The 22741-nt window shown below is 66.2% G+C and carries 22 protein-coding genes; 11 read left to right on the forward strand and 11 right to left on the reverse strand.

Annotated elements, in window-relative coordinates; all coding sequences use genetic code 11:
• Positions 1-37: 37 nt before the first annotated feature.
• Positions 38-1060: a hotdog fold thioesterase gene (locus ACX9NE_RS07540; protein ID WP_459361059.1), complete on the reverse strand. Its 1023-nt coding sequence runs from the start codon at positions 1058-1060 to the stop codon at positions 38-40.
• Between the two features lie 168 nt (positions 1061-1228).
• The gene (locus ACX9NE_RS07545; protein ID WP_459361060.1) at positions 1229-1546 is read right to left on the reverse strand and encodes a WhiB family transcriptional regulator; all 318 of its coding nucleotides are present in this window, start codon (positions 1544-1546) and stop codon (positions 1229-1231) included.
• 371 nt (positions 1547-1917) lie between these two features.
• Here ACX9NE_RS07545 and ACX9NE_RS07550 point away from each other — a divergent pair, with 371 nt between their 5' ends.
• On the forward strand, positions 1918-3033 hold the full coding sequence (locus ACX9NE_RS07550) for an FHA domain-containing protein (protein WP_459361061.1): 1116 nt from the start codon (positions 1918-1920) through the stop codon (positions 3031-3033).
• 16 nt (positions 3034-3049) lie between these two features.
• Positions 3050-3181: a hypothetical protein gene (locus ACX9NE_RS07555; RefSeq protein WP_459361062.1), complete on the forward strand. Its 132-nt coding sequence runs from the start codon at positions 3050-3052 to the stop codon at positions 3179-3181.
• A 99-nt stretch (positions 3182-3280) separates the two neighbouring features.
• Here ACX9NE_RS07555 and ACX9NE_RS07560 read toward each other — a convergent pair whose 3' ends face one another.
• From ACX9NE_RS07560 to ACX9NE_RS07580, 5 genes are read right to left on the reverse strand one after another with little or no spacing between them, the layout of a single operon-like run.
• Positions 3281-4783: a class I adenylate-forming enzyme family protein gene (locus tag ACX9NE_RS07560; RefSeq protein ID WP_459361063.1), complete on the reverse strand. Its 1503-nt coding sequence runs from the start codon at positions 4781-4783 to the stop codon at positions 3281-3283.
• Entirely contained in the window at positions 4780-5715 is a 936-nt protein-coding gene (locus tag ACX9NE_RS07565) for an acyl-CoA dehydrogenase family protein (RefSeq protein ID WP_459361064.1), read from the reverse strand. The genes ACX9NE_RS07560 and ACX9NE_RS07565 overlap by 4 nt, the downstream gene beginning before the upstream one ends.
• Positions 5712-6869 (reverse strand): acyl-CoA dehydrogenase family protein, encoded by a 1158-nt coding sequence (locus ACX9NE_RS07570; RefSeq protein WP_459361065.1) that lies wholly within the window; start codon positions 6867-6869, stop codon positions 5712-5714. Before ACX9NE_RS07570 ends, ACX9NE_RS07565 begins: the two co-directional genes overlap by 4 nt.
• A complete protein-coding gene (locus ACX9NE_RS07575) occupies positions 6866-7960 on the reverse strand; it encodes an acyl-CoA dehydrogenase family protein (RefSeq protein WP_459361066.1) in 1095 nt (364 codons plus the stop codon). The genes ACX9NE_RS07570 and ACX9NE_RS07575 overlap by 4 nt, the downstream gene beginning before the upstream one ends.
• The gene (locus ACX9NE_RS07580; protein WP_459361067.1) at positions 7957-9021 is read right to left on the reverse strand and encodes an acyl-CoA dehydrogenase family protein; all 1065 of its coding nucleotides are present in this window, start codon (positions 9019-9021) and stop codon (positions 7957-7959) included. Before ACX9NE_RS07580 ends, ACX9NE_RS07575 begins: the two co-directional genes overlap by 4 nt.
• Positions 9022-9095: 74 nt before the next feature.
• Here ACX9NE_RS07580 and ACX9NE_RS07585 point away from each other — a divergent pair, with 74 nt between their 5' ends.
• A complete protein-coding gene (locus tag ACX9NE_RS07585) occupies positions 9096-9947 on the forward strand; it encodes an LLM class flavin-dependent oxidoreductase (RefSeq protein WP_459361068.1) in 852 nt (283 codons plus the stop codon).
• Here the strand turns inward: ACX9NE_RS07585 and ACX9NE_RS07590 are convergent.
• Together ACX9NE_RS07590 and ACX9NE_RS07595 are read right to left on the reverse strand one after the other, a co-directional pair.
• Positions 9910-10638, reverse strand: a complete 729-nt coding sequence (locus ACX9NE_RS07590; protein ID WP_459361069.1) for an SDR family oxidoreductase — start codon at positions 10636-10638, stop codon at positions 9910-9912. The two genes, ACX9NE_RS07585 and ACX9NE_RS07590, sit on opposite strands and share 38 nt — an antisense overlap.
• Entirely contained in the window at positions 10635-11456 is an 822-nt protein-coding gene (locus tag ACX9NE_RS07595) for a FadR/GntR family transcriptional regulator (protein WP_459361070.1), read from the reverse strand. Before ACX9NE_RS07595 ends, ACX9NE_RS07590 begins: the two co-directional genes overlap by 4 nt.
• Positions 11457-11541: 85 nt before the next feature.
• On the opposite strand from ACX9NE_RS07595, the gene ACX9NE_RS07600 reads away from it, so the two are divergent.
• The 7 genes from ACX9NE_RS07600 (at position 11542) to ACX9NE_RS07630 (ending at position 18559) form a co-directional block, all read left to right on the forward strand.
• On the forward strand, positions 11542-13932 hold the full coding sequence (locus ACX9NE_RS07600) for a CaiB/BaiF CoA-transferase family protein (protein WP_459361118.1): 2391 nt from the start codon (positions 11542-11544) through the stop codon (positions 13930-13932).
• 20 nt (positions 13933-13952) lie between these two features.
• Entirely contained in the window at positions 13953-14144 is a 192-nt protein-coding gene (locus ACX9NE_RS07605; RefSeq protein WP_459361071.1) for a ferredoxin, read from the forward strand.
• Positions 14145-14424: 280 nt separating this feature from the next.
• Positions 14425-15558 carry an aromatic ring-hydroxylating oxygenase subunit alpha gene (locus ACX9NE_RS07610; RefSeq protein WP_459361072.1) on the forward strand — a complete coding sequence of 378 codons (1134 nt, stop codon included), beginning with the start codon at positions 14425-14427 and terminating at the stop codon, positions 15556-15558.
• On the forward strand, positions 15558-17126 hold the full coding sequence (locus ACX9NE_RS07615) for an AMP-binding protein (RefSeq protein WP_459361073.1): 1569 nt from the start codon (positions 15558-15560) through the stop codon (positions 17124-17126). Before ACX9NE_RS07610 ends, ACX9NE_RS07615 begins: the two co-directional genes overlap by 1 nt.
• Before the next feature lie 34 nt (positions 17127-17160).
• Positions 17161-17583 (forward strand): nuclear transport factor 2 family protein, encoded by a 423-nt coding sequence (locus ACX9NE_RS07620; RefSeq protein ID WP_459361074.1) that lies wholly within the window; start codon positions 17161-17163, stop codon positions 17581-17583.
• Between the two features lie 59 nt (positions 17584-17642).
• A complete protein-coding gene (locus ACX9NE_RS07625) occupies positions 17643-18128 on the forward strand; it encodes a MaoC family dehydratase (RefSeq protein WP_459361119.1) in 486 nt (161 codons plus the stop codon).
• The gene (locus ACX9NE_RS07630) at positions 18125-18559 is read left to right on the forward strand and encodes a MaoC/PaaZ C-terminal domain-containing protein (protein WP_459361075.1); all 435 of its coding nucleotides are present in this window, start codon (positions 18125-18127) and stop codon (positions 18557-18559) included. The genes ACX9NE_RS07625 and ACX9NE_RS07630 overlap by 4 nt, the downstream gene beginning before the upstream one ends.
• On the opposite strand, the gene ACX9NE_RS07635 is transcribed toward ACX9NE_RS07630, so the two are convergent.
• Positions 18537-20015, reverse strand: a complete 1479-nt coding sequence (locus ACX9NE_RS07635) for an aldehyde dehydrogenase (protein WP_459361076.1) — start codon at positions 20013-20015, stop codon at positions 18537-18539. The genes ACX9NE_RS07630 and ACX9NE_RS07635 overlap by 23 nt on opposite strands.
• Positions 20016-20109: 94 nt before the next feature.
• Here ACX9NE_RS07635 and ACX9NE_RS07640 point away from each other — a divergent pair, with 94 nt between their 5' ends.
• Positions 20110-21426, forward strand: a complete 1317-nt coding sequence (locus tag ACX9NE_RS07640; RefSeq protein WP_459361077.1) for a secreted hydrolase — start codon at positions 20110-20112, stop codon at positions 21424-21426.
• On the opposite strand, the gene ACX9NE_RS07645 is transcribed toward ACX9NE_RS07640, so the two are convergent.
• Positions 21415-22566 carry an aromatic ring-hydroxylating oxygenase subunit alpha gene (locus ACX9NE_RS07645; protein ID WP_459361120.1) on the reverse strand — a complete coding sequence of 384 codons (1152 nt, stop codon included), beginning with the start codon at positions 22564-22566 and terminating at the stop codon, positions 21415-21417. The two genes, ACX9NE_RS07640 and ACX9NE_RS07645, sit on opposite strands and share 12 nt — an antisense overlap.
• Positions 22567-22741 lie beyond the last annotated feature (175 nt).

Genomic DNA, 22741 nt, shown 5'->3' on the forward strand with positions numbered 1-22741 from the left:
CTCCCGGCAGGGCTTAGTGCGATGAGGAAGAGCGGAATCAGCCACCGCCTGAGGATTCAGATTCGGCGCGGCCGAGGATGGCGAAGTTCACGGTCGCCGTCGCCGCCAGTTCGTCGCCGTCGCCGAAGATGTCGATCTGCATGACAAGCGATCGGCGCCCGGCCCGCAGCACCTTCGGCACGGCCAGGGCCGAACCCTGCCTGATCGGCCGCAGATAGCGGATGACGAGGTCGGAGGTCGTCATAGCGGTTCCCGGCTGCAGGTACTGCAGACCGAGTTGTCCTCCCGCCACGTCGGCGAGAGTGGCTATCAACCCGCCCTGCAGCGCGCCCGAGGTATTCACCACCTGAGGGCTGACCGGCATTGTCATCGCGAAGTCGTCGTGAAAGCTCGCCGGGCGCAAGCCGATCTGGGCGAACAGTTCGGCCAGTGATGGATCCGGTGTCTCGTCACCGGTTTCGCGGATGCCCAGCGCACGGCTGCAGAAGTCGTGCAGCTGGCCGGAGTCGATCGGCGTTCCATTCAATTCGGTTCCCAGCCAATGCAACCGGAGCGCGCCAAGGATGGTCTGCATGACGATGGCCGCGGCGGCACCGACGTCCTGGCCCGGGTTGAAGACCCCCTCGGTAATGCCCTGCCCGATGATGTCTCGCATCAAGCGGTGCAACGGCGAGAGGACCCGGGCGTATTCGCGGGGACGGGTCTCGGCCAGGTTCTGGTTGTAGAGACTCAGCGCCCGGTTCAGGCTGTCCTGGGTCGACGACTCCGGTTGCGCGCCGACCCGGGTGATGATCAGTTTGAGCGCGGCGGTGCTGTCCAGCCCCGCGGTTTCGGCGCGCCAGGTTTGCGCCGCCTGGGCCATGGTCCTCTCGAACAATGCCAGCAGCAGTTCATCCTTGCTGGCGAAATGCTGGTAGAAGGCGCGCAGCGACGTCTTGGAGCGGGCGACGACTTCCTGCACGGTGAAGTCCGTGCGGCCGGTCTCGCCGAGAATCTCGACCGCCGTCTTGATGAAGCGGTCGGCGCGGGTGACTTCGGCTTCATCGGTCGGGCCGGCCATAGGCGGTCTCCTCTTCGGGGCGCTGCAGACGCTCAGAGAATGAGGTTACCGCGCGGACCGGCGCGCTATGTCGGCTCCGGCGGCTCGGCCATGTCGGCCGTGGCCGAGGAACTTACCGGACAATTCGAGGTCACCGACGCCACCGACCGACCCGGCAACGCGCCCCTGTCAGCTACGCGAACCGCGTGGTCGGCCCCTGCGACGTGGCCGCACCTGGTATCCACCGCGCTCTGCCAGCGCGCGCAGCCGACGCAGCGCGAAATCCCTGGCCCGCCCCGATTCAGGAATCACCACCCCGGCCCACAGGCCCTCGACACCGGTGACTTGGTAGGCCTCACTGGCGCACAACCACCGGCGCGGGCAGGCCAAACACAGCGTCTTGGCAACCTCGTCGGGTTCGGTGGTCGTCCACCGCTCCGGCTCGGTGGTGCACGCCGGAACGTATTCGTTGAGCGGTGTGGACAACGGAATTGCCGTTGCAGTCATCGCTTTCCTCCCACTTCGGCGTCGTTGGCGCCGGTCTATGCGACGACATAACCATAAATGTAGCAATAAAGCAACGATAAAAACGTAGCAGCTACAACTTAGAGCCTGGCTTCGGTGGTGTTAGACGTGTGTTATTACGACTGACCTGTGGCACAGCTTTGCCCGGTTTACTACCCGCCGGCAGCTCTCGCGGGGGCGAAAACGGATGTGTAAGCCGGTAACGCCTGTTCGTGGCGCTGTGCCGAGCGCAGAGCGTGTACCGGGAAAGATGTAGCATCTACGAACGCAGTGCTGAAGGAAGGCCGTAGCGACGTGCCCGAGATGTCGGGATCCGAGCCCGGGGGAGAAGCGCGTTGACGTCTGATCACACCGTGTACAGATGGCCGGCCGCTCTGGTGGTCCGACTGGGCGACGAGGTCCACACCCTGGACCCGCGCGCAGGTGTCGCCGTCATCGGCCGGGACAGCTCGGCCACCGTCCGCCTATCCGATGAGCGGATATCCCGGTGGCACGTGCGACTCGAGCCCCATCGGGAAGGCTGGCAGGCCATCGACACCAGCACGAACGGCATGTACGTGGACGGCGTGCGCCGCAGCTCGGTTCTGGTTTCCGATGCCACCACCCTGCACCTGGCCAATCCCGAGGGTTTCCCGGTCACGCTGACACCCGAGGCCGCCTCCGACGAAGTCACCGGCGTAATCGACTTGCCCGAGCCGGACGAAGATGAATGGTGGGAGGCCGACATCGATCCGGGTGTGGCGCGTGCCGGGCTCGCCGTCGCCGCGCGCCGTAACGAACTCGAGATCACCCAGCGCGGACTCGCCAAGGACAAGATCATCAATGCCGGCACTTTGATCGCGTTCGAGAAGGGGCGGAGCTGGCCGCGCCGCGGGACGCTGGCGAAGCTCGAAAAGGCGCTGCAGTGGTCCCCTGGCACCATCGCCCGCATTCGTAGCGGGTCTGCGGTGCTGCCGATCAGCGGCCCGGCGACGGCACCGAGCGAAAGGTCGAGCGTCGCCGAGGAGGCCACGGAGTCGACCACCGACACCGTAGGGGCGCCGCTGATGGCGGAGGCGGTCGAACTCGCGATGCACACCATCAATGCGGCGACAGCGGAACTTCCCGAACCCACCGATCCCGCGTTCACCCCCAAAGTAACCAATATCCTCGCCGACCTGCGGAAGTTGGAGAACGTGGCGGCCAGCGCGGCTCGCAACGCCAAAGGCACCCCGTCAGTGGTGTTGGCGTTGAGCGGCGTTCGCCGCGCTTACAACGACGTGATGGCCAGGGCCGCTCGTTCGCCGAACGCGACGCTCGGGCAGCGCCTCCACAGGGCGCGCCACCGAGCCGAGCTCAGTATCGAAGAGGCGGCGGCCGCCGCCGGACTGCCCGAGAATTTCCTGTCAGATGCTGAGGCGGAGCGCCCCGTGCCGGATGAGGTCGCGGTCGCGATCTTGACGCTGATCGGACAGCTGTCGGTCAGCTAGGCGTGCGGTACTCGGGTTGGCGCAGGGGTCGGAGATCGTCTTGGACCTGCTGGCCGGTCGAACACGTCAGGCGTTTCTGGAATTGGCCGCCTCGATCGCCGACGGGTTCGCGTACACCAAGCGGACCGATCGGATGTCCCCCGGCTAGCGTCCGCCCGCCCGCGAGTGTGAACTACCCGACGCGACGCGCCGGTAGCGCGTCGTAGATTTCACGCTCGGCTTGCCGCGTCGCAGCGAGAAGTTCCGGCTACCCGCCCCGCGCCGCCACCATCGCCGACCGGTTCACCTTGGTGGCCGCCGTGCGCGGGATGCTGTCGACGAACTCGACGGTCTTGGGAACTTTGTATGGGGCGAGTCGGCTCTTGGCGTAGTCGATCACCTGCTGCTCGGTAAGTGGACCCGCAGCGTGCACGACGGCGTGCACCCGTCGTCCCCACCGCGCATCGGAGAGGCCGATAACGACGACATCGGCGATTCCCGGATGTCCGGAGAGTGCCGACTCCACCTCGGCGGGAAAGACATTGGCGCCCCCGCTGATGATCATGTCGGCACGCCGGTCGGTGATGTGCAGGTAACCATCGGTGTCCAGGTGGCCGATGTCGCCGGCAGAACGGAACCCGTCTTCGGTCGACGGCAGCGGCGGCGCTCCGCCCAGATACCGGTAGCCGGCGCTCATCGGCGCCCGCAGATAGACGTCACCCTGCTCGCCCGGTTCCAGGGGTCGTTTGTCGGCGTCCAGAATCCGGATTTCGGTGTCGCGGAATCCGCGACCGACGCTGCCCGGATGGCTCAGCCACTCGTCGCCGCGCAACGCGGTGAGCCCGAGATTCTCGGTCATGCCGTAGGCCATCACGATCTGCTCCGGGCTGAGCAATTCGAACCAGGTGTGCAACAGCGACGGCGGCATCACGGCGGCACCCTGCAGGATGAACACGATGCTGGACAGGTCGCGCCGCCCGATGTCCGGCAGCGCGGCCACGCGCGACAGCATCGTCGGCGTCGCCGTGAAATTGGTGACCCGGTAACGCTCGATCGTGTCCACAAACGTTGGCGCGTGGAACCTTTCGAGTATCACCAGATGGTCGCCGCCGAGCAGCATCAGTAGCGGAGCGAAGCCGTTGGTGTGGTACATCGGGGCGGGCACCATGATCCGCTGCGGCTTGGGCACCGGTGTCCAGTTCTCCAGGAACGGCTCGCCCTGCTGAGGTATCCACAGCGAGGGGGCCAGGTTGAGGATCACCTTGGGCACGCCGGTGGATCCGCTGGAACAGATGCCGTTGGCGGTGGGGGAGATGGCGGTCGGCAGCGGACTTCTGGGCGCAGCGGCCGCGAACGTGTCCAACTCCCATCTGCTGATGTCGTCGACCACCACGGCGGGATTGATCACCGCGCGCACCCGGTCGCGTTCCCACTCGGGCAGGTCCCAGTGCATGGGAATCGGAACGGCGCCGATCTTCCAGCAGCCCAGCGTCGCCAGCACCAGGTGCATCGAGTTCGGGATGGCGATAGCCACCAGCGAACCCTTCTCCGCACCCCGGGCCGCCAGCGCCCGACCCCACTGATTGGCCCGGGCGTCGAGTTCGCCGAAGGTGAGTGCGTGCGCGCTGCCGTCCACCGAGACGACGGTTACCGCTGTGTCGTCACGCTGTTGCTCTGCGAGCTCGGTCAACTTGGTCGCGAAGGGGACGCCGTCCTCGAACGGGTTGGGCGGCACCTTGTTGGTGACGGGGGCGGCGACGGGCTGGTTCATGCCGAGATGCGTCCACTGAACAGCGTCTCAAAGGATCCGTCCCGCACGTCCGGGATCAGTCGCAGTGCCAGCGCCTCCGGACTCAGCGGCAACCGGATCAGCGGTTGGGTGTGCCGGTCGAGCACGCTGATGTCCGACTCGTCGCAAAACCCCAGGGCGCCGAGTAGCTGATGGGCGGTGCGCAGCACTTGGCGCGCCGTGTCGGCCGCCTTCAGCCGCAGCACCAGTGCGTCTGCCGAAAGGATCTGCGTTGGAACCGATTCCGGACGGCACAGGGTGTACTTGGCAAGCTCGTGCAGCCCGCGAACGGCGACCACGGCATCCGCGACGGTGAATCTGACGGCCTGAAAATCAGCCAGGGGCTTGCCGAACTGCACCCGCGCCTGCACATGCGCGGTGGCGACATCCAGTGCGTGCTGTACCGCTCCGAGAATCCGCCATGATCCCAGCACGAGATGAAGGTTAACGTCGGCGGCCGGCACCGTGCCATCGGGTGCCGACAACGTGGCCGGGATCAGAAACGGCCCCAATTTGGCGGCTGTCCGCGACGCCGGTTGGGGCCGGTAGCGGTTGCCATCGAGATCGGCGGCGAGCCAGTGGCCCGGCAGATCGCCGTGGTCGATGCGCGGGCCTCGAGGGTTCACCAGGCTCAGCCGGGCGCCGTCGACGGCCAGCAGTTCCTCCACCAGGGGATACGGCAGGGCCGCCGCCCCGGCAGCCTGGCAGAGCACCGCGGCGGCCAACAGGTCGTCGGATCCTGACCGGACGTCGAGGTCGAATGCGCCGACCTCGGCCAGCGCCTCCCGTGCCGCGAGCCGAATGCTGTCGTCGATCTCGGCACGCAGCCCCGCCGACGGCCCGCCTAGCCGGGCCAGCCGCTTGACCGCAACGGCAGCGAAGTCGGTAATATCTTGTGGCAGTTCGGTATTCACCGATGCTCTCCCAACACGTCGCGTGCCACCATCATCCGCTGGACTTCGATGGTGCCCGATGCCACGGTGGCGGCCTGGGCGTAGCGCCAATGGTCGTCGACCGCCCCGTGCAGCGCGGCGGAGCTGCCGCTGTCCAGCGCGGTCGGGCCGAGCACGTCGAAAAGCAACTCGGCGACCAGCTGATCGCAGGTGGTGGTGGCGATGCGCGCCGCGCTGGCTGCCGCACCCGCTGCGGGGTCATCCTGCAACGACACCGCCCGATAGGCCATCAACCGGGCCACCCGCAGATCTATGAGCGCGCGAACCCACCGGGTACGAATGGATTCGGGCAGTCGGTCCCAGTCATCGCCCAGTTCGGCCTGCATCCGGTGCAGTAGTGCTTCGCAGCGGGCGTAGCGGGCGATACCGACCCGCTCGAACGTCAACGCCTCCCGCATCACCCGCCAGCCGTCACCGGGCTGACCCAGGACGTCGCCGGGGTAGGCCGGCAGGTCGTCGAGGAACACCTCGTTGAGGTGATGGGGTCCGAGCATGGACGGAATGCCCCGGACGGTGAAACCCGGCCGGTCCATCGGAATCAGAAACAGGCTCAGCCGCTTGGATTTCGGCGCATCCGGGTGGGTGCACGCGGCCAGCACGCACCAGGATGCCATCCGGGCGTAGGACGTCCATACCTTCTGGCCGGTGATCCGCCACCCGTCGCCGTCGGGGACGGCGCGGGTGCGCAGCGACGCGAGGTCGGTTCCGGCTTCGGGTTCGGAGAAGCCCTGGCACCAGATCACCTCACCGGAGGCGATGCCGGACAGATGCTTGGCCTTCTGCTCGGCAGTGCCGTAGCGCATGATGGCCGGGCCGACCCAGTTGATCCCCATGTACTGCGGCCCGCGGGGCTCGTAATTGGCCCACATCTCCTCGCGCAATACGGTCTGCTGCCAGATCGAACCACCGCCGCCGCCATGCTCTTTCGGCCAGGCCAGGGCCAGCAGGCCCTCGGAGGCCAGCAGCTTGCAGAACGATTCGGTGGTGGCCAGGTCGTCGGGATCGTCGGTGCAGGCGCCCAGGAAGTCGGCGGGGATGTGCTCGGCAATCAGCTGCCGCAACCGGTTGCGCAGTTCTCCGGCGTCGTCACCGAGGTCGTAGTCCATCGTCGTCATCCCTTCGGCAGCCCGAGTATCCGCTCGGCGATGATGTTGCGCTGGATTTCTGAGGTCCCGCCGTAGATGGTCGCGGCGAGGGCGTCCTGGCGTTCGAACAACAAGTCCGGATCGCCGGTCGACGCCGGGCCGGCCGCGGCCGCACTGAGCTCCCAAACACGTTGTAAAGTAACCGATCCCAATAGTTTCATGATGTCGGCTTCGGGCCTGGGCCGGCCGGCGAGTTCGTTGTTCAGGGCACGGTAGCCGGTCGCCCGCAGCGCCTCGGCGTCGGCGAGCAGCGTGCCGAGCTCGGTGTACAGATCATCGGATGCGGCATCGCGGATCGAATCCAGACCCCGCTGGATCTCGACCCAGTTCATGATCCAAATCATCTGGCGCTCATGGTGTAACGACGACAGCGCGACGTTCCAACCGCCATGCAGCGGACCGAGCAGGTTCTGCACTGGCACCTCGACGTCGTCGAGGAAGACTTCGCAGAACGTCTCGTCGGAAATCGACGCCATCCGGATGGGTTCGATCCGCACCCCGGGTGACTGCAGATCCAGGATCAGGCAGGAAATGCCACGGTGTTTGGGCGCATCAGGATCGGTGCGGGCATACAGGGTGCACCAGCGCGACTCGTGGGCCTGGGTGGTCCAGATCTTGTGGCCGTTGACCCGGAACACAGGGCCGTCGCGCTGAGCGCGGGTGCGCAGTCCGGCGAAGTCCGACCCGGCTTCGGGCTCGGACATGCCCAGCGCCCACCATTCGTCGCCCCGTAAGAGCGGCACCAGCAGGCGGTCGATCTGCTCGGGCGTGCCGAACTGGCGAATGCCGGGCGCCGCGACGCCGGGTCCCTGGATGTTGGGCAGCTTTGGCGCCGATCGCACCGCGGCCTCGATGCGTATCTCCATCGCGTCACGCAGGCCCAGCAACCGACCGCCGTGCTCGCGGGGCCAGGTGGGCTGTAACCAGCCGGACTCGAAGGCGGCTCGTTGGTAGTCGCGCCGCAACGGGATGTCCCAGCGATACTCGCGATAGCGGTCGTAGTAGTCGTCGGGCAGGAAGTCGGTCAGCCAGCCGCCGTACTCTTCTGTCACAGGCGTCATTTCGCGTCCTTCGCGAACCGGCGGCCCACCTCGTGGTACAGCGCGCGACTGTCGCCCAGGAGTGTCGCGCCCTGCCAGGCGTGCCGGACATAGAGGTGCGCGTCATGCTCCCAGGTCTGCCCCAGCGCGCCGTGCACCTGAACCATCGTGCGCGCGCAGGCGCTCACGGCATCGGCGGCGGCTGCTTTGGCCAGAGCCGCTCTGGTCCAGGCGCCCGGTCGGCCCAACCCCGACGCGGCCGCGTAGGTGAGGCTCCGGGCGCGTTCGAGGCTGACGTAGTTGTCCGCAAGTGCGTGTTTGACGCCCTGGAAAGCGCCGATGGGGCCGCCGAACTGACGGCGCGTCTTGGCGTGCTCGACGGAGCGTTGCAGGGCTGCTGAGGCCGCTCCAAGCAGGTCCGCGGCGATCGCGACCAGCGGTGCCGCCAGAGCGGATTCGACGGATTCCACGGACGCGACGGCGACCGCGGCGGCGTCGATCTCGACGTCGGCGACTGGCTGGGCGGGGTCGGTGGACTCGCAGGTCGCGACGGTGACACCGTCACCGGCCCGTGCGACGCCGGCCACCAGGCCGTCATCGGCGGACTGGGCAAGCGTGACGATCAGTTCGGCGCGGGCTGCGTTGGGGACCGCGACCGCGCGTCCACGCATCCGGCCGTCCCGCAACGTCATGGGGACACCCGGCATCCGGGCGCCGGGGGAGTGGACCGCCAAGGTCGCGACGACACCCGAGGCGATCTCGTTGAGCACCTGATCCACCTGCGGGCCGGCCGCGCGAAGCACACCGGCGGCCAGGCCGACGCCGCTCAACAGGGGGACCGGCGCCAGCGCGGCGCCGCACTCCTCGAGCACCACCGCCAGCTCCACCGGCCCGAACTCCCCATCCGCGTCGTACCCGGCCAATTCGGTCCAGCCCAGGTCGACGAACGTCTTCCACAGCGAGCGCCAGCGTTCCGGATCCTCTGAGACCTGGCGGGCGGCATCGGGTGGACACTCGGCGCGCAGGATGCCGCGCACGGTGTCGCGCAGCGCCAGCTGCTCCGAAGTCAGACCAACATCCATAAGACCCCTAACATAATAAAAATAGTAAACTAGCCACCGGCACGCAATCGCAGCGGCGATATGAGGTAGGTGGGATGGTCGAGTGGTATCTGTTTCTGCCGCAGGTGCGGTTGCCGGTGGCCGACATCGTGGACCGCGCCCAGCGCGCCGAGGCGTCCGGATTCGACGGCATCGCCTTCATCGACCATTTGGAGGCCCCAGGGCAACCCGATGAAAACATCTGGGAGGCAATGGGCATTGCCGGCTGGGTGGCGGCCAAGACACAGCACTTGCGTGTCGGTCACCTGGTGCTCTGCGACACGTTCCGGCATCCGGCGGTGCTGGCCAAGCAGGCGGTCACCCTGTCCGCGGCCTCGGACGGCCGCTTCGACCTCGGTCTCGGGTCGGGTTCCTGGCCCGCTGAGTTCGCCAAATTCGATGTGGGTCAGCAGGATCCGGTGGCCCGCGTCGAACTACTCGGAAGTCATCTCGAGCTGATCACGCAATACTGGGCCGGAGGTCAACATCCGAAGCCGTCATATCCCATACCTCTGATCCTTGGCGGTAGCGGTCATCGAATGATGAAATTGGTTGCCAAATACGCCGATTGGTGGAATCTGCAGGTGAATCACCTGGATCGGCTGCCGCGGCTGGCGGACTCCGCGGGAGCTGCCCGAATCTCGGTTCAGCAAATGGTCGGCTTCGCGCGGGCGGGTGCCGATCCTGACGCTGTGCGCGAGGTGAGCGTCAGGCGGTTCGGTCACCTGGGATCGGGTCTGGTCTGTGGTGATGCCGAGGAGTTGACGGTACACTTCGCTGGCCTGGCCGACCAGCGGGTGGAACGCTTCTACGTCTGGTTCGCCGACTTCGCGGCCCCGCGCACTCTGGAGGAATTCGCTGAAACGGTGATCAGGAACTTCCCGCACGGCGCCGGCGCACTTCGGTAGGCACCACCGGCGGGCGGGCATACGGCCCGCGCTGCACCGCGCTGAGCCGGATCTCCGGCAGGTCGACCGCGAGGTCGATGGTGTCCAGCCACGCCACCGCGTTGGCGATGTCGGAGACCTGGATCGCGTACATCTCGAACGGAACATCTTGCAGCATCTCGGTTTCCACCGGGCCGGGCGTCACGAGGTGCACGGCGATGCCGTCACGGTCGACCTCCATCGCCAGCGCCCGCGCGAACGCGTTCATGCCGGCCTTGGACGCCGAATACGCGGTGCGCGCCATCATCGGTTCGTGCGATGCCGATGAGGAGATGAAGACCAGGCGTGACCCGGGGCGCATCCGGGGCAGCACCGCGGAGGTCACCACGAAGCACGAGTCGAGGTTGGCCGAGATGATGGTGCGCCACTGCTCGAATGTCTGCTTGCGCGCGTACGTTCCACCCAATGCGCCGGAGGCGTGGACGACGAGGTCGATGTGTTCGAGTGAGTTTGCCGCAGGGGCGAATCCGTCCGGATCGGAAGCGTCGGCGACCACGGCGCGGGCACCGATCTCCTCGGCGACCGCATTCAGCGGGCCGGCCCGGCGCGCCACCACGACGACGTCGTAGCCGAGCTCACTGAGCTTGGCTGCGCACGCTCTTCCGATGCCACCGCTGCCGCCGGTGACCAGAGCGGTTCTCCTGGTCGTCAAGGGCGCCGCACGTCCCGCGGACGCGACAACGCTTGCGGGGAGAGCGCATAGATGCGTTGTTCGGGCCGGCCGGACAGCACGTAGGTCTGGGTGTCGGCGAGGTGGCGGCCGGCGATGCGCCGGGCTCGGTCGACATCGCCCTCGGCGATGGTCTCGGTGAGCTTGACGTGGGTGTTCAGTGCCGCGCGCCGTTTGGCCAACGAGGGATAGGTGCCGCGCGCCGAACTCTCGTCAGCCCACTGCTGTTCGTGGCTGCTCCACAGCGTCTCCAGGCTGCCGACAACGGCGATGATCGTGTGGTTGCCGCAGCCGCGGACGATGAGATTGTGGAATTCGCGGCCGATCTCGGTGAACAGTCGCCCGTCGTCCAGGTTCTCGGCCATCGCGTCATTGACCTGCTTGAGTTCTGGCACCAGGGTGTCCGCGCGGTCGGGCCGCTGGGCGGCCAGGGCGGCGCAGGCCGGCTCCAATTCCTGTAACGCCGCGCCGAGGTCGCTGACGGCGACCGCCTCGCTCTGCAACACCAGCCCCAGCATGTAGGCGGCACTGGTCTTCGCGGGAGCGTGAACGACGGCACCGCCACGATTGCCGCGGCGCACCGAGACCAACCCTTCGGTCTCGAGGATCCGCAGCGCTTCGCGCAGCGAAACCAGGCTGACTTTGAACTGCTCCACGAGCACTTCCTGCCGCGGCAGCAGATCGCCGTCGGCCAGTTCGCCGTCGATGATCTGACGGCGCAACTCGTCGGCTACGATTTCGGCAATCCTGGGCGCCGACAGTCGGCGACGGGCGTCGGGTCCAATACCCAGGGCGGTCATCCGGTTCCTCGCAACCTTCGGCAGGAAGAGCGCACGGCGACTGACCCGCGAACTCGATTGGCTTAGCTATTTTAGCAGTAATGGTATAAATAGCCGCGTGAGTCACCAGGCCGATCCCCGGCCGACGCCGCTTGAAGATCTCCGGGTCGTCGAGATCAGTGACCGGATCGCCGGCAGCTACTGCGGGAAGCTGTTGGTGGACGCCGGTGCGCAGGTCCGCAAAGTAGAACCGGCGCAAGGGGATCCGCTGCGGAGCTATTCGGCCACCTGCTCGCGGGTGCCCCCCGGTCAGGCCTCGCCGTTGTTCTGCTACCTCAATGCCGGCAAAAGCAGCCTGAGCGTGCCGCCGGGATCACCGCGATTGCAAGCCGAAATGGCCGGGGCCGACGTGGTGATCGTCGCCGTGGCGCGCTCGTGTGCGGCGGATCTGGGCATCGATCCGCACCGGCTACTGGCCGAGTCGCCCCGGGCGGTTGTCGTCACCATCTCCGACTTCGGCTGGACCGGTCCGTTCGCCGACCGTGCCGCCACCGAATTCACCCTGCAAGCCTGGTCGGGTTGCACCGGTTTCCGCGGTGATCCGGCCGGTCCACCGATCTCGATCGGCGGCGACCTCGGTGAGTACATGGGCGGCGTGTACGCGGCCTTCGGCTCGCTGGCCGTGCGCCGCCGCGTCGAGCGTGGCGGCGCCGGTGAACATCTGGACCTGTCCGTGCTGGAGGCGATCACCGCCATGCAGAGCAGCGAATGGCTGCATTCCCAACTGCTGCGGGTCCCGCCGATCCGCCGCACCCTGGAAGTGCCCTCGATCGTGCCGGCCAAAGACGGTTACGTTGGCATCACGATGGTCACCGGGCAGCAGTGGCTGGACTTCGCGGCGATGGTCGAATGCCCGCAATTCGAGGAGATCCCGCAACTGCGTTTTCAGATCGGCCGCTGGGAGTACCGTGACTTCATCTACGAGTCGATCGGTCCGTGGTTTGCCGAGCGCACCGTCGCCGAGATCGTCGAGCTGGGTCAGCTCTTCCGGTTGCCGATCGCGGCCCTGGGCAACGGCGCCACCATCCGTGACATGGCATACATGACCGAACGCGGGGTGTTCATCGACAACCCAGCGGGGTTCCACCAGCCCCGCCCGCCCTGGCTGATGGCGGAATGCGGGCCCGCGCCGCTGCGCGATACGCCTGTTCTGGGCGCAGCCAACGACGAATCAGCCTGGCAGCAGCGCGAATCCGGGACGCCCAGTGCTCAGGACCGGCTGCCGCTGCAGGGTGTGCGCATCGTCGACCTGACCGCGTTCTGGGCCGGGCCCGCGGCCACCCACCTGCTCGCGGCGTTCGGCGCTGACGTGGTGAAGGTGGAGTCCATCCAGCGCCCCGACGGCATCCGCTATTCCGGCGGTATGCGCACCGACGTGGACGACTGGTGGGAATACGGCTGGGTTTTCCATGCGATGAACACCAATAAGCGTTCCGTCACATTGGATTTGGGAAGCGAAGAAGGCCGCGGACTGTTCGGCACGCTGGTCGCCCAAGCCGACGTGGTGATCGAGAACTTCTCGCCGCGCGTGATGGACCATTTCGGACTCACCGTCGATGTGCTGCTGAAGATCAATCCGCGCCTGGTCGTCACGCGGATGCCGGCCTTCGGACTCGCCGGCCCCTGGCGCGAGCGGGTGGGATTCGCCCCCACTATGGAGCAGATCGGCGGTCTTACCTGGGTCACCGGATTGCCCGATGCTCCTCCGGTGACGCCGCGCGGTGCCTGCGACCCGCTGGCCGGCGTGCACGCCGCGTTCGCGGTTCTGGCCGCGCTGAATTTCGCCGAGCGCACCGGCACCGGCCAGCTGGTGGAGTTGCCAATGCTGGAAACAGTGCTGAACACCACCGCGATACAACCGATCGAGGCCGAGGTTTTCGGCAAGACGTTGAGTCGACGGGGAAACCGGGGTCATGGCGGGGCTCTGCAGAACATCTACCGGTGCGCGGGCGACGACGACTGGATCGCGGTCAGCGTGTGCGATGACCGGCAGTGGGCGTCGCTGGTAGATGTGGTCGGGGCTTTGAGAGACGAGGGCTTGAGCACCGAAGCCGGGCGCCGCGAGCGGGCCGACGAGATCGACCTGATGCTGCAGGACTGGTTCGCGACGCAACCGCTCGATGCGACGGTAGAGGTGCTGGCGGCGGCTGGTGTTCCCGCAGCGCCCGTCGGTTCGCCGTCGTTGGTCACCGAGAATCCCCAGCTGCGCGCACGGGGCTTTTTTGAGTCGCTGGACCACCCGCGAACGGGTCCCGGCCCGTATCCGACGCCGCCGTTCGCCCTCCTAGCCGGTCAACGGCAATGGCTTTTGCGCCCGCCACCAACACTCGGCGAGCACAATGAAGACATACTGCGCAATCAATGTGGGCTGACGGAGCGGGAACTCGCGCATCTCGCCGCCGGCGGGGTGATCGGGACCCGGCCACTCGGGCTCTGAGACGAAAGGAGCATCTGTCGATGCGGGTGATCGTCGACCCAGATATGTGTGAGGCCAACGGGTTCTGTGAATCCATCGCCGCGGATATCTTCGCGCTGGGGGATGAGGACGTGGTGCAGATCGCGGACGGCCCGGTGCCGCCGGACCGCGAGATCGACGTGCGGGCCGCGGTCGAACAGTGCCCCATGGCGGCACTGCGCATCGTGGAGTAATGGCGGAGCTGAGCCGTCGGGTATGGTTCGTCGCCCTCGGTCGCCAGGGGTCTCTCCCGGTTGGTGCATGCAGTTGGGTCGGGGCGCACGCCCGCTGAAGTGTCACCACCTCAGGCGATTTCGCTCATGATGTGAAGCGGCGGCCCGCTGGCCCGGGCAAGGTGGCGGCACCTGCGTTGACGTTCAATGTCTAAAATAGTAAAAATAGACGTACGCGCCGAACCGCGGGGAAGTGTGGGCGGCCTCATCGCCGCGCTGCCGCGTGGGAAACGGAGAACTCGTGACCGAAACGTCTTCAGACCTGGCAGCGGCCGACGATCCTGCAGAACAGGAGTTCGGCCCGTCGGGGATCGCGCTGTCCACCTACCGTTTCCCGACTGGCTGGTTCATCGTCGGCTTCGCCTCCGATCTCGCTGCCGGCGATGTCAAGCGGGTGCACTACTTCGGCGAGGAGTTGGTGCTGTTCCGCACCAAGTCCGGCTCCGGAAAAGGGAAGGTGCATGTGCTGGACGCCTACTGTCAGCACCTGGGTGCCAACATGGGCGTCGGCGGCACGGTCGAGGGCGAACACATCGTTTGCCCGTGGCACGGCTGGCAGTGGCGCGGCGACGGCACCAACGCGCTGATTCCGTACAGCAAGATCGGGTGCAAGAACAACGTCCGCATTCGCACTTACCCGGCAACCGAGTGGTACGGCTTCATCCTGGTCTGGCACGAGCGGCATGGCCGCGCGCCGTACTGGCAACCGCCGGTGCTGCCCGAACTGGAGACCGGCGAGTACTACCCGCTGCATCCGCACACCCGGATGCTCAACCGCGTCAAGGTGCATGCGCAGATGATCATCGAGAATGCGGCCGACCCGTATCACGTCCAGTACGTGCACAAAGCGGCCAATCCCGCCAACACGGCGTCGTTCGAGGTGTCCGGCTATCACCTGCACGCCACCGTCAACGCCCACTTCGGCGGCGGCCGGGCGAAGACCTGGTTGACGCCGAACGGACCGGTAGACGCCAAGATCATCTACGACAACTACTCGCTGGGGCTCGGTGTCGTGCGTTTCCCGAGCGATCTGGTGGCCACGGTCCAGGTCACCGGACAGACTCCGGTCGACGAGGACTACACCGACTACTTCTACACCCAGGCATCCATCCGTGAGCCGGGGGACAGCGGTGACGCGCCGACCGGTCGCGCGGCGAAATTCCTCGCCCTGCAGCAGGAAGTGATCAAGCAGGACTTCTTCACCTGGGAGAACATGAAGTACCTGGAGAAGCCGAACCTGGCGCCCGAAGAGGCGCACGACTATGCGGCGCTGCGCCGCTGGGCGCAGCGTTTCTATCCCGGTAAACAGCCGTCGCCCAACGACTTCGGCTACACCGCTGACGGTGAGCCGGACCCGGCGGCCGCGAAAGCCTGATGGGACCCCCGGGGCCGGCTGACTTCGGTGTCGATCAGTTCACCGTCCCGGCGGTTCTGGATCGCCGCGCCGAACAGTATCCCGACCGGGTGATGATTTCGGTCGACGGAACCGACATCACCTTTGCACAGCTGCGGCAGCGCTCCTGCGCCGCGGCGAAAGTGTTGCTAGACAGCGGTATCGAGCCGGGCGATTGTGTTGCGTTGTTCACCGCGACCTGTCCGGAGTGGATCTACTTCTGGCTCGGGGCGGCCCGGATCGGCGCGGTGACCGCCGCGGTGAACGCCTCCAGCAAGGGTGAATTCCTGCTGCACAGCCTCGGGTTGTCACGCGCCAAGGTGATTCTCACCGATGCCGAGCGCCGCGAGCGGGTCCTCGGGATCGCCGGCGAATTGGATGCCGTGACCATCCTCATGACACAGGACGACTCGGTTTGTGGGGCGCTGCGATCCGAGGTCGCGGTGCCAGCGACTGCCCCGGGTGAAATAGGCGCGCTGTTCTTCACTTCGGGTACCACGGGCCCGTCGAAAGCGGTTGCCACCTCCTGGGACTACCTGTTCACCGTGGCGGCTACCGCGGCTGCGGCCTGGGAGTTCACCGCAGGCGAAGTGCTGTGGACCGCGATGCCGCTGTTCCACCTCAGCGCGGCACCCAGCATCCTGGCACCGATGCTGATCGCCGGAACGACGGTGCTGGCAGGTGCTTTTCACCCACAGCGGGTGTGGGACGCTGTGCGTGCGCACCGCGCCGTCGGCTTCGCCGGAGCCGGGGCGATGGTGTCGATGCTGCTGAACCTGCCGCCGGATCCTCGTGACGGGCAATTGCCGCTGCGGTTCATCTCCGCGGCGCCGATCGACGCGGCGTCCTACCGTGCCATCGAAAGGCGTTACGGCTGCGCGGTTGTCACCATGTACGGCATGACCGAGGCATTCCCACTCGCGGTCGACGACGTCGCCTATGACGGCATCCCCGGCACTTCAGGCCGGACGAACCCTAACTTCGAGGTGCGCATCGTCGACGCTGACGGGGTGCAGTTGCCGGCCGGATCGGTCGGCGAGATCACCTGCCGGGCGAAGTTCCGCGACGTGATGAGTGACGGGTATGTGCGGGCGGACGGGCCGGGCCGGCAGGTGGAGCCGCATCCGGAGTGGTTCCGCACCGGCGACCTGGGCAAGGTCGACAGCAAGGGGAACCTGACGTACGTCGACCGGGTCAAGGACTCGCTGCGGCGACGCGGGGAGAACGTTTCGTCAGTGGAATTGGAGGCCGTGGTGATGGCTCATCCCGCGGTCGCTGAAGCCGCTGCGGTAGCCGTGCCCAGCGATCTCAGCGAGGACGACATCTTGGTGATCGTGACGTTAAGAGCCGGGGCCGCATTGGATTGCGCGGAACTGCTGGATTTCTGTGCCGCCCGGATGCCGTATTTCTGCGTACCCCGATTCGTCGACACGGTCGATGAACTCCCGAAGAACGCGATCGGTCGCATACGCAAAGACCTGTTGCGCACGCGCGGTTTGACCGCCGGCGCATGGGATCGTGAACGCCACGGCTACGTGGTGAGTCGGTAGTGTCAGGGCAGGTTCGGCAGCTTGGAGATCAACGATGACGATGACCTATCAGGAACAGCAGATGCTGCAGGCTGCGACCGGCCGTGCGGGCATCCTGGACCTGAACGCGCGACATAACCGCGCGTTCTCCGACGGCGACCGTGACGTGTGGATTGCCACCTTCCGCCACTCCGGCGCTCGCTATATCCGTGGCGGCGAGTCGTTCACCGACCTGTGGACGGCTTTCGACGGCGGTGACGGGCAGCGCCTGGTCACGGTCGATCACGAAATCCACGTCGACGGGGTACACGCGACGCAACGCTGCGTGGCAATACTGTTCGCCGCCGTGCACAACGATTCCACTTTGCAGGCCACCGGCACCTACGCCGATCAGCTGATCTACGAACGTGGCGGCTGGTACTTCGCGTCCCGCGAGCTGGTCTGGGACTCGGTGCCCAGCCGCCACCTCGTCATGTGAGTGCTGTGGTGGAGCTGAGTTACCAGCTGGCCTTCGGAACTTACGAAGAAGCGCTGCAGATGGTCGGAGCCCAGGGCGAAACCCGAACGGCGACAACGGCAATCAGTGGTGCGCGGATTCAGTTGTTTGCCGCGTTGGTCCGCGACGGCAATCGTTCGTTCTGGGACGCCGACTTCGCCCGACAGCACTGGGGCGGCTTGCTGGCGCCCCCGGCCCTGTTGATGGGTTGGTTGATCCCGCCACCGTGGCAACCCTCCCAGATGGAAGGAGCCGACCGGCCATCCACTTCTCTCGCCCTGCGGGTTCCGCTGCCGGGCACCACGTTCATCAACGCGGCCAACGACGTTGAGTTCCTGCAGCCGATCCTGGAGGGTGATCGGCTCACCGCCGTCGAGGAGTTGGTGTCGGTATCACCGGAGAAGCGAACCCGGCTGGGCGTGGGTCATTTCGTCGAGACGCTGGAGACCTACCGCCGCCAGGACGGCGCCGTCGTCGCCATTTCCCGCAACACCCTGTTCCGGTTCACCCCCGAGCCGGTCCCGTGAGCGCACTGGACTGGAACGCGATCAGCATACCCACCGACCTGCCCGAGGTCGTCGATGAGATCACCTACCAACGCGTGATCGAGAACGCCGGAGCCACCTGGGACTACTTCCCGGGCCAATTCGACCCGGCCTACGCGCAAAGCCAGGGCAATCCAACGATTTTCGTCAACACCATGCACCTGGCCGGTTTCGCGGACCGGATCGCCACCGAGTGGGCCGGCCCGCGCAGCCGCGTGGTGCGGCGCTCTATGCGGTTGGCGGGCTCGATCTTCGCCGGCGACACCATGGTGGGCCGTGGGCGGGCGGTGGCCAAACGCTGCGACACCGCTGCGGACCCGCCGCGCTACCTGGTCGAGCTGCGGATCGAGGTACGCAATCAGCACGGTGTGCTGTGCTGCCCCGTGCACATCACCCTGCAGTTTCCGGGTTGAGCGGCGGCAACTTTCCGTTGCAGGCGACTGACTGCAACTCGACGTATTCGCCGAGGCCCTCCGGTCCGAATTCGCGTCCGATTCCCGAGTGTTTGAATCCGCCGAACGGCATGCTGATGTCGAGCATGTACATGTTGATGCCGTAGGTGCCGGTCCGCACCCGGGCCGCTATGTCCAGTCCGTGCGCGGTGTCGGCGGTCCACACAGAGCCGGCCAGACCGTAATCGCTGTCGTTGGCGATCCGGATCGCGTCGTCCTCGTCGGTATAGGTCAGCACGGTCAGCACCGGACCGAAGATCTCCTCTCGGGCGATCCGCATGTCGTTACCGGCGTCGGTGAACAACGTAGGGCGCACGTACCAGCCGCGCCGCTCGGGAGGGTCCTCGCCGCCAACCACCAAGCGGGCACCCTGCTGTCGTCCGGAGCGGATGAATTCCTGCACCCGCTGCTGCTGGCGTTGCGCGACAAGTGGTCCGATGTCGGTCTTGTCATCGGCCGGATCGCCGACGCGCAGGCCCGACATCATGTCGGCCAGTGCGTCGACGAGTTCGTCGTGCCGGTGCCGGCTCACCAGGATGCGGGTCTGCGCCACGCAGGCCTGGCCGTTGTTCATCAATCCGGCCGTTTGCAGCCCGGCCACCGTCTTGCCGATGTCGGCGTCGTCGAGGACGATCGCCGCCGACTTACCGCCCAGTTCCAGGCTCACCCGTTTCAACTGCTCACCGCATAAGGCCGCGATGCGCCGTCCAGTGGCGCTGGATCCGGTGAACGCGACCTTGTCCACGCCGGGATGCCGGACCAGTGCCTCCCCGACGTCCGGACCGCCGGTGACGACGGACACGACGCCGTCCGGCAGCTCCAGTTGTTCGATCATCTCGGCCAACCACAAAGCGTCCAAAGGGGTTTCGGGGGCCGGCTTGATGATCACACTGCAGCCGGCGATCAGCGCGGGGATCAGTTTGGGCATGATCAGGCATTGCGGTACGTTCCACGGCACGATCGCCGCGACCACACCGATCGGCGCGCGTCGCAGGTGCGCTTGGCCCAGCACGCCCTGACGGCGCTCGACCCAGGGGAAGTCGCGGGCGGCCGCGAGTGCCAGGTGGATCATCGAGGCGGCGCCTGCCGCCTGACCGAGCCGGCTGAAGCTGCGAGGCGATCCCATCTGCGCGGTGATCAGGTCGGCCATCTCGTCGATATGACAACCGTAAGCTGCAGCCAGTTCCTCGACTTTGCGGATCCGCTCCTGCGGTGGTAGTCGCGGCCACGGGCCCCGGTCGAACGCATCGCGGGCGGCCCGGACTGCCGCGTCGACATCATCGGGGCCGCCGGCGGGGACCTCGGCGATCGGCTCTTCGGTGTGCGGCGAGATGACCTTCAGCCGTTCGGGGCCCGCGGGTTTGCGCCACCTGCCGCCGATGAACAGGTCGTCATAGGAACGAAGACTCGCCGTCATCGGCGCAACCACCTCAGGGCAGGCGACGGTAATTTCGCTATTGATGCTAACATAGCCAAAAAAGCGGGGTTTTCCCCTGAGGCGAGGCGTGACCGTGACCGGTGACTGGCGTAGTTACCCGTTCGAATTGGTGCCCGGCGATCGGCAATTGGATTTTCCCGCGGCAGAGGGCCGACATGCGGACCAGGAGTCCGACACCTGGTTCATCGCCGGTGAGCTCGACTCGACCGACCGGTCGTTCGCGTTCCTGACCATCTTCAACAGGAACCGGCCCGGAGGCAGCATCGTCGCCGACTTCTACACGCTGGCGTTGTTCGACCTCGACACCGGTGAGTACGGCACCTATACCGATTACGACATGCCGCCGGCCAGCATGCAACCGGGTGCAACGCCGAAATTGTCAAGCGCCACAGGGTATCTCGAAGTGATTTACGACACCGGAGCCGGTACCGCGCGCTGGACCACCCTGCGGGATGCCGACGGCGCACTACGTCCTTATACCTACGACATCGGTTTGGTGGGCACCGACCAGGCCGGCCAGGACATGCGTTTGGATCTCACCGTCACGCCCACCCGGGCGCCCACACCGTTGGGTGCCTCGACCTACAACGGCAAGATCGCCTGTTTCGGCCAGGACGACACCTACTCCTACTTCCAGACCGGCATGGCCATGACCGGGATCCTGCGCTGGGGTGAGACGGAAGAACGGGTCGGTGGTAAGGGCGGGCACGTGGACCGGCAGTGGTTTCCCAAGTACGCGGGCGGTGGAACCGGGGAGCCGCCGCGTACCCGATCGCACGAATGGCGCACCATCAACTTCGACAACGGCGTGGACATGAGCATCTGGCGGCAGTTTCTGCGAACGGAAGGCAATGCGCTGCAACCATTCACCGGTATCACCACAAGCTACCCCGACGGGCGGCCCCCGCAGTGCGCCGAGGACTTCGAGGTGACGATCAGCAGCTACGTCCGGTGGCCGCCGGCGATCCGAACTCTGATCCGGCCACCGTCCGAGGGACGGTACCTGCCCGATCGCCACCGGATAACCTGTGCCGCAATGGAACTGGATGTCGTCGGTGAGCCGCTGGTGTCCGCTCCGGCACACGCTTTGCCGATCGAATACATGGAAGGACCTTACCGCTACCGTGGCACGCTCGGGGGTGAGCCGGTGACGGGGTTCGCGTTCAACGAGCGGTCGCTGGCGATGTACCGGGATTGGGAGTTGGTCGAAGTGCTGGGCACCGTCGCTGATGACCCTTCCGTGCGGGACGCGTTGGGTCAGTTGGCGTCGCTGTTGGCGGCAGGCCGCCGCGACGAGGCGCGGGCGCTGGTCACGGGATTACGGGTTGATCACAAAGATCCGGTGGCGACTGTTCTCGACGACCTCGGCGCAGCGCTGTCAGCAGACTGAGTCCGCTCCCTCGAGAGCCTGCTCCCATGCGCGGTGGCGGTGCTGCAGCCCAGGCTCGTTGCGCCCGAACCTGAGCCGTTGCCGGGCACCGGACTCCAGATTGGCCTGAAGTCCCTCCGCCAAGCGGTAGTCCTCGTCGCGCACCGTGGCGTGGGCGTACTCGAAGACGGCCTGTGCGCCTGCTGCCACCGATTCGTCGGACATATCCAACGGAGTCGAGTTCTGGTGAACGGTGGTGGATCGGCCCGGACGATCACCCGGGTAGACGCGGAACAGTTCGCCGTTGGCAATCGTCACCGAGATCACGATGTTGGGGAACAGCGCGTAGATGACGACCAGATTGTTCAGCGGAACCCACTGGTCCTCGGGAGTGCGATCGAGATCCAGGATGGTGTTGAGCGGGAAGATCAACCGATGGTGCGGCCCATAGGCGTCGAACGCGGTGCAGTTGCTGCGGGCAATAGTGGCGAAGGTCTTCTCGTGCAGGGTGGCGAAGTGATAGTTCTCGGCGAAGGTATCGATGGCGAGTTTCCAGTTGATGGGGGAGTCGAGTACCTTTTCGCCCAGCGGTGACCAGCGGCCGATGCCCCACGAATCCAGTTCGTCGGCCAGCGGACCCAGATGTGCCGCCACGTCCAGTTGTGAACCGGGATCCATTGCCACCCAGAGGAATCCGGCGAATTCCGTGGCGGGCAGCTCGGTCAACCCGTCGGACTTCACCGTCACATCGGGAAAGCCTTCGCGACCCGGCACCGCGACCAGGCGGCCGGTGTTGTCGTACGTCCACGCGTGGTACGGGCAGGTGAACCGCTTGGCCACGCCACAACCCGAAGCCAGTTGCGCCTGCCGGTGCAGGCAGACGTTGTCGAACGCTTTCACCGAACCGTCCGCCACCCTGGTCAGCAGGACGGATCGGTCCATCACCGTCTTGGTGCAGTAAGCACCCGGTCGCGGCAGTTCGGAGGCGTAGCCGACAAGTTGCGGGCTGGCCATCACCATCGCGCGGTCGCGTTCGTGCCGCCCGGTCGAGGTGTACTCCCGCGCCTCGATCGTGTGCTCTGCGGCTGCAAGGTCGGTTGTCCTGTCGCGCGCCAGTTTCAGCGCACGGCGGGTGAGGTCGATCAGCTGGTCGTGTTGCATCCGAACCCCCAGTTGCTTGGTCAACTCCGCCAAACATTACTAACTTTATATTGACAAAGAAAAAGTGGTCCATGCGCCTGCCCCGACGGGCGGAACTCCACGTGTGCGGCACCGCGACTCGCTCGGAAAGATCGACGTAATTCGCAGCGATCTCTTGGTTCGGGTCGCTTAGGCT

Source organism: Mycobacterium sp. ML4, assembly GCF_054515735.1.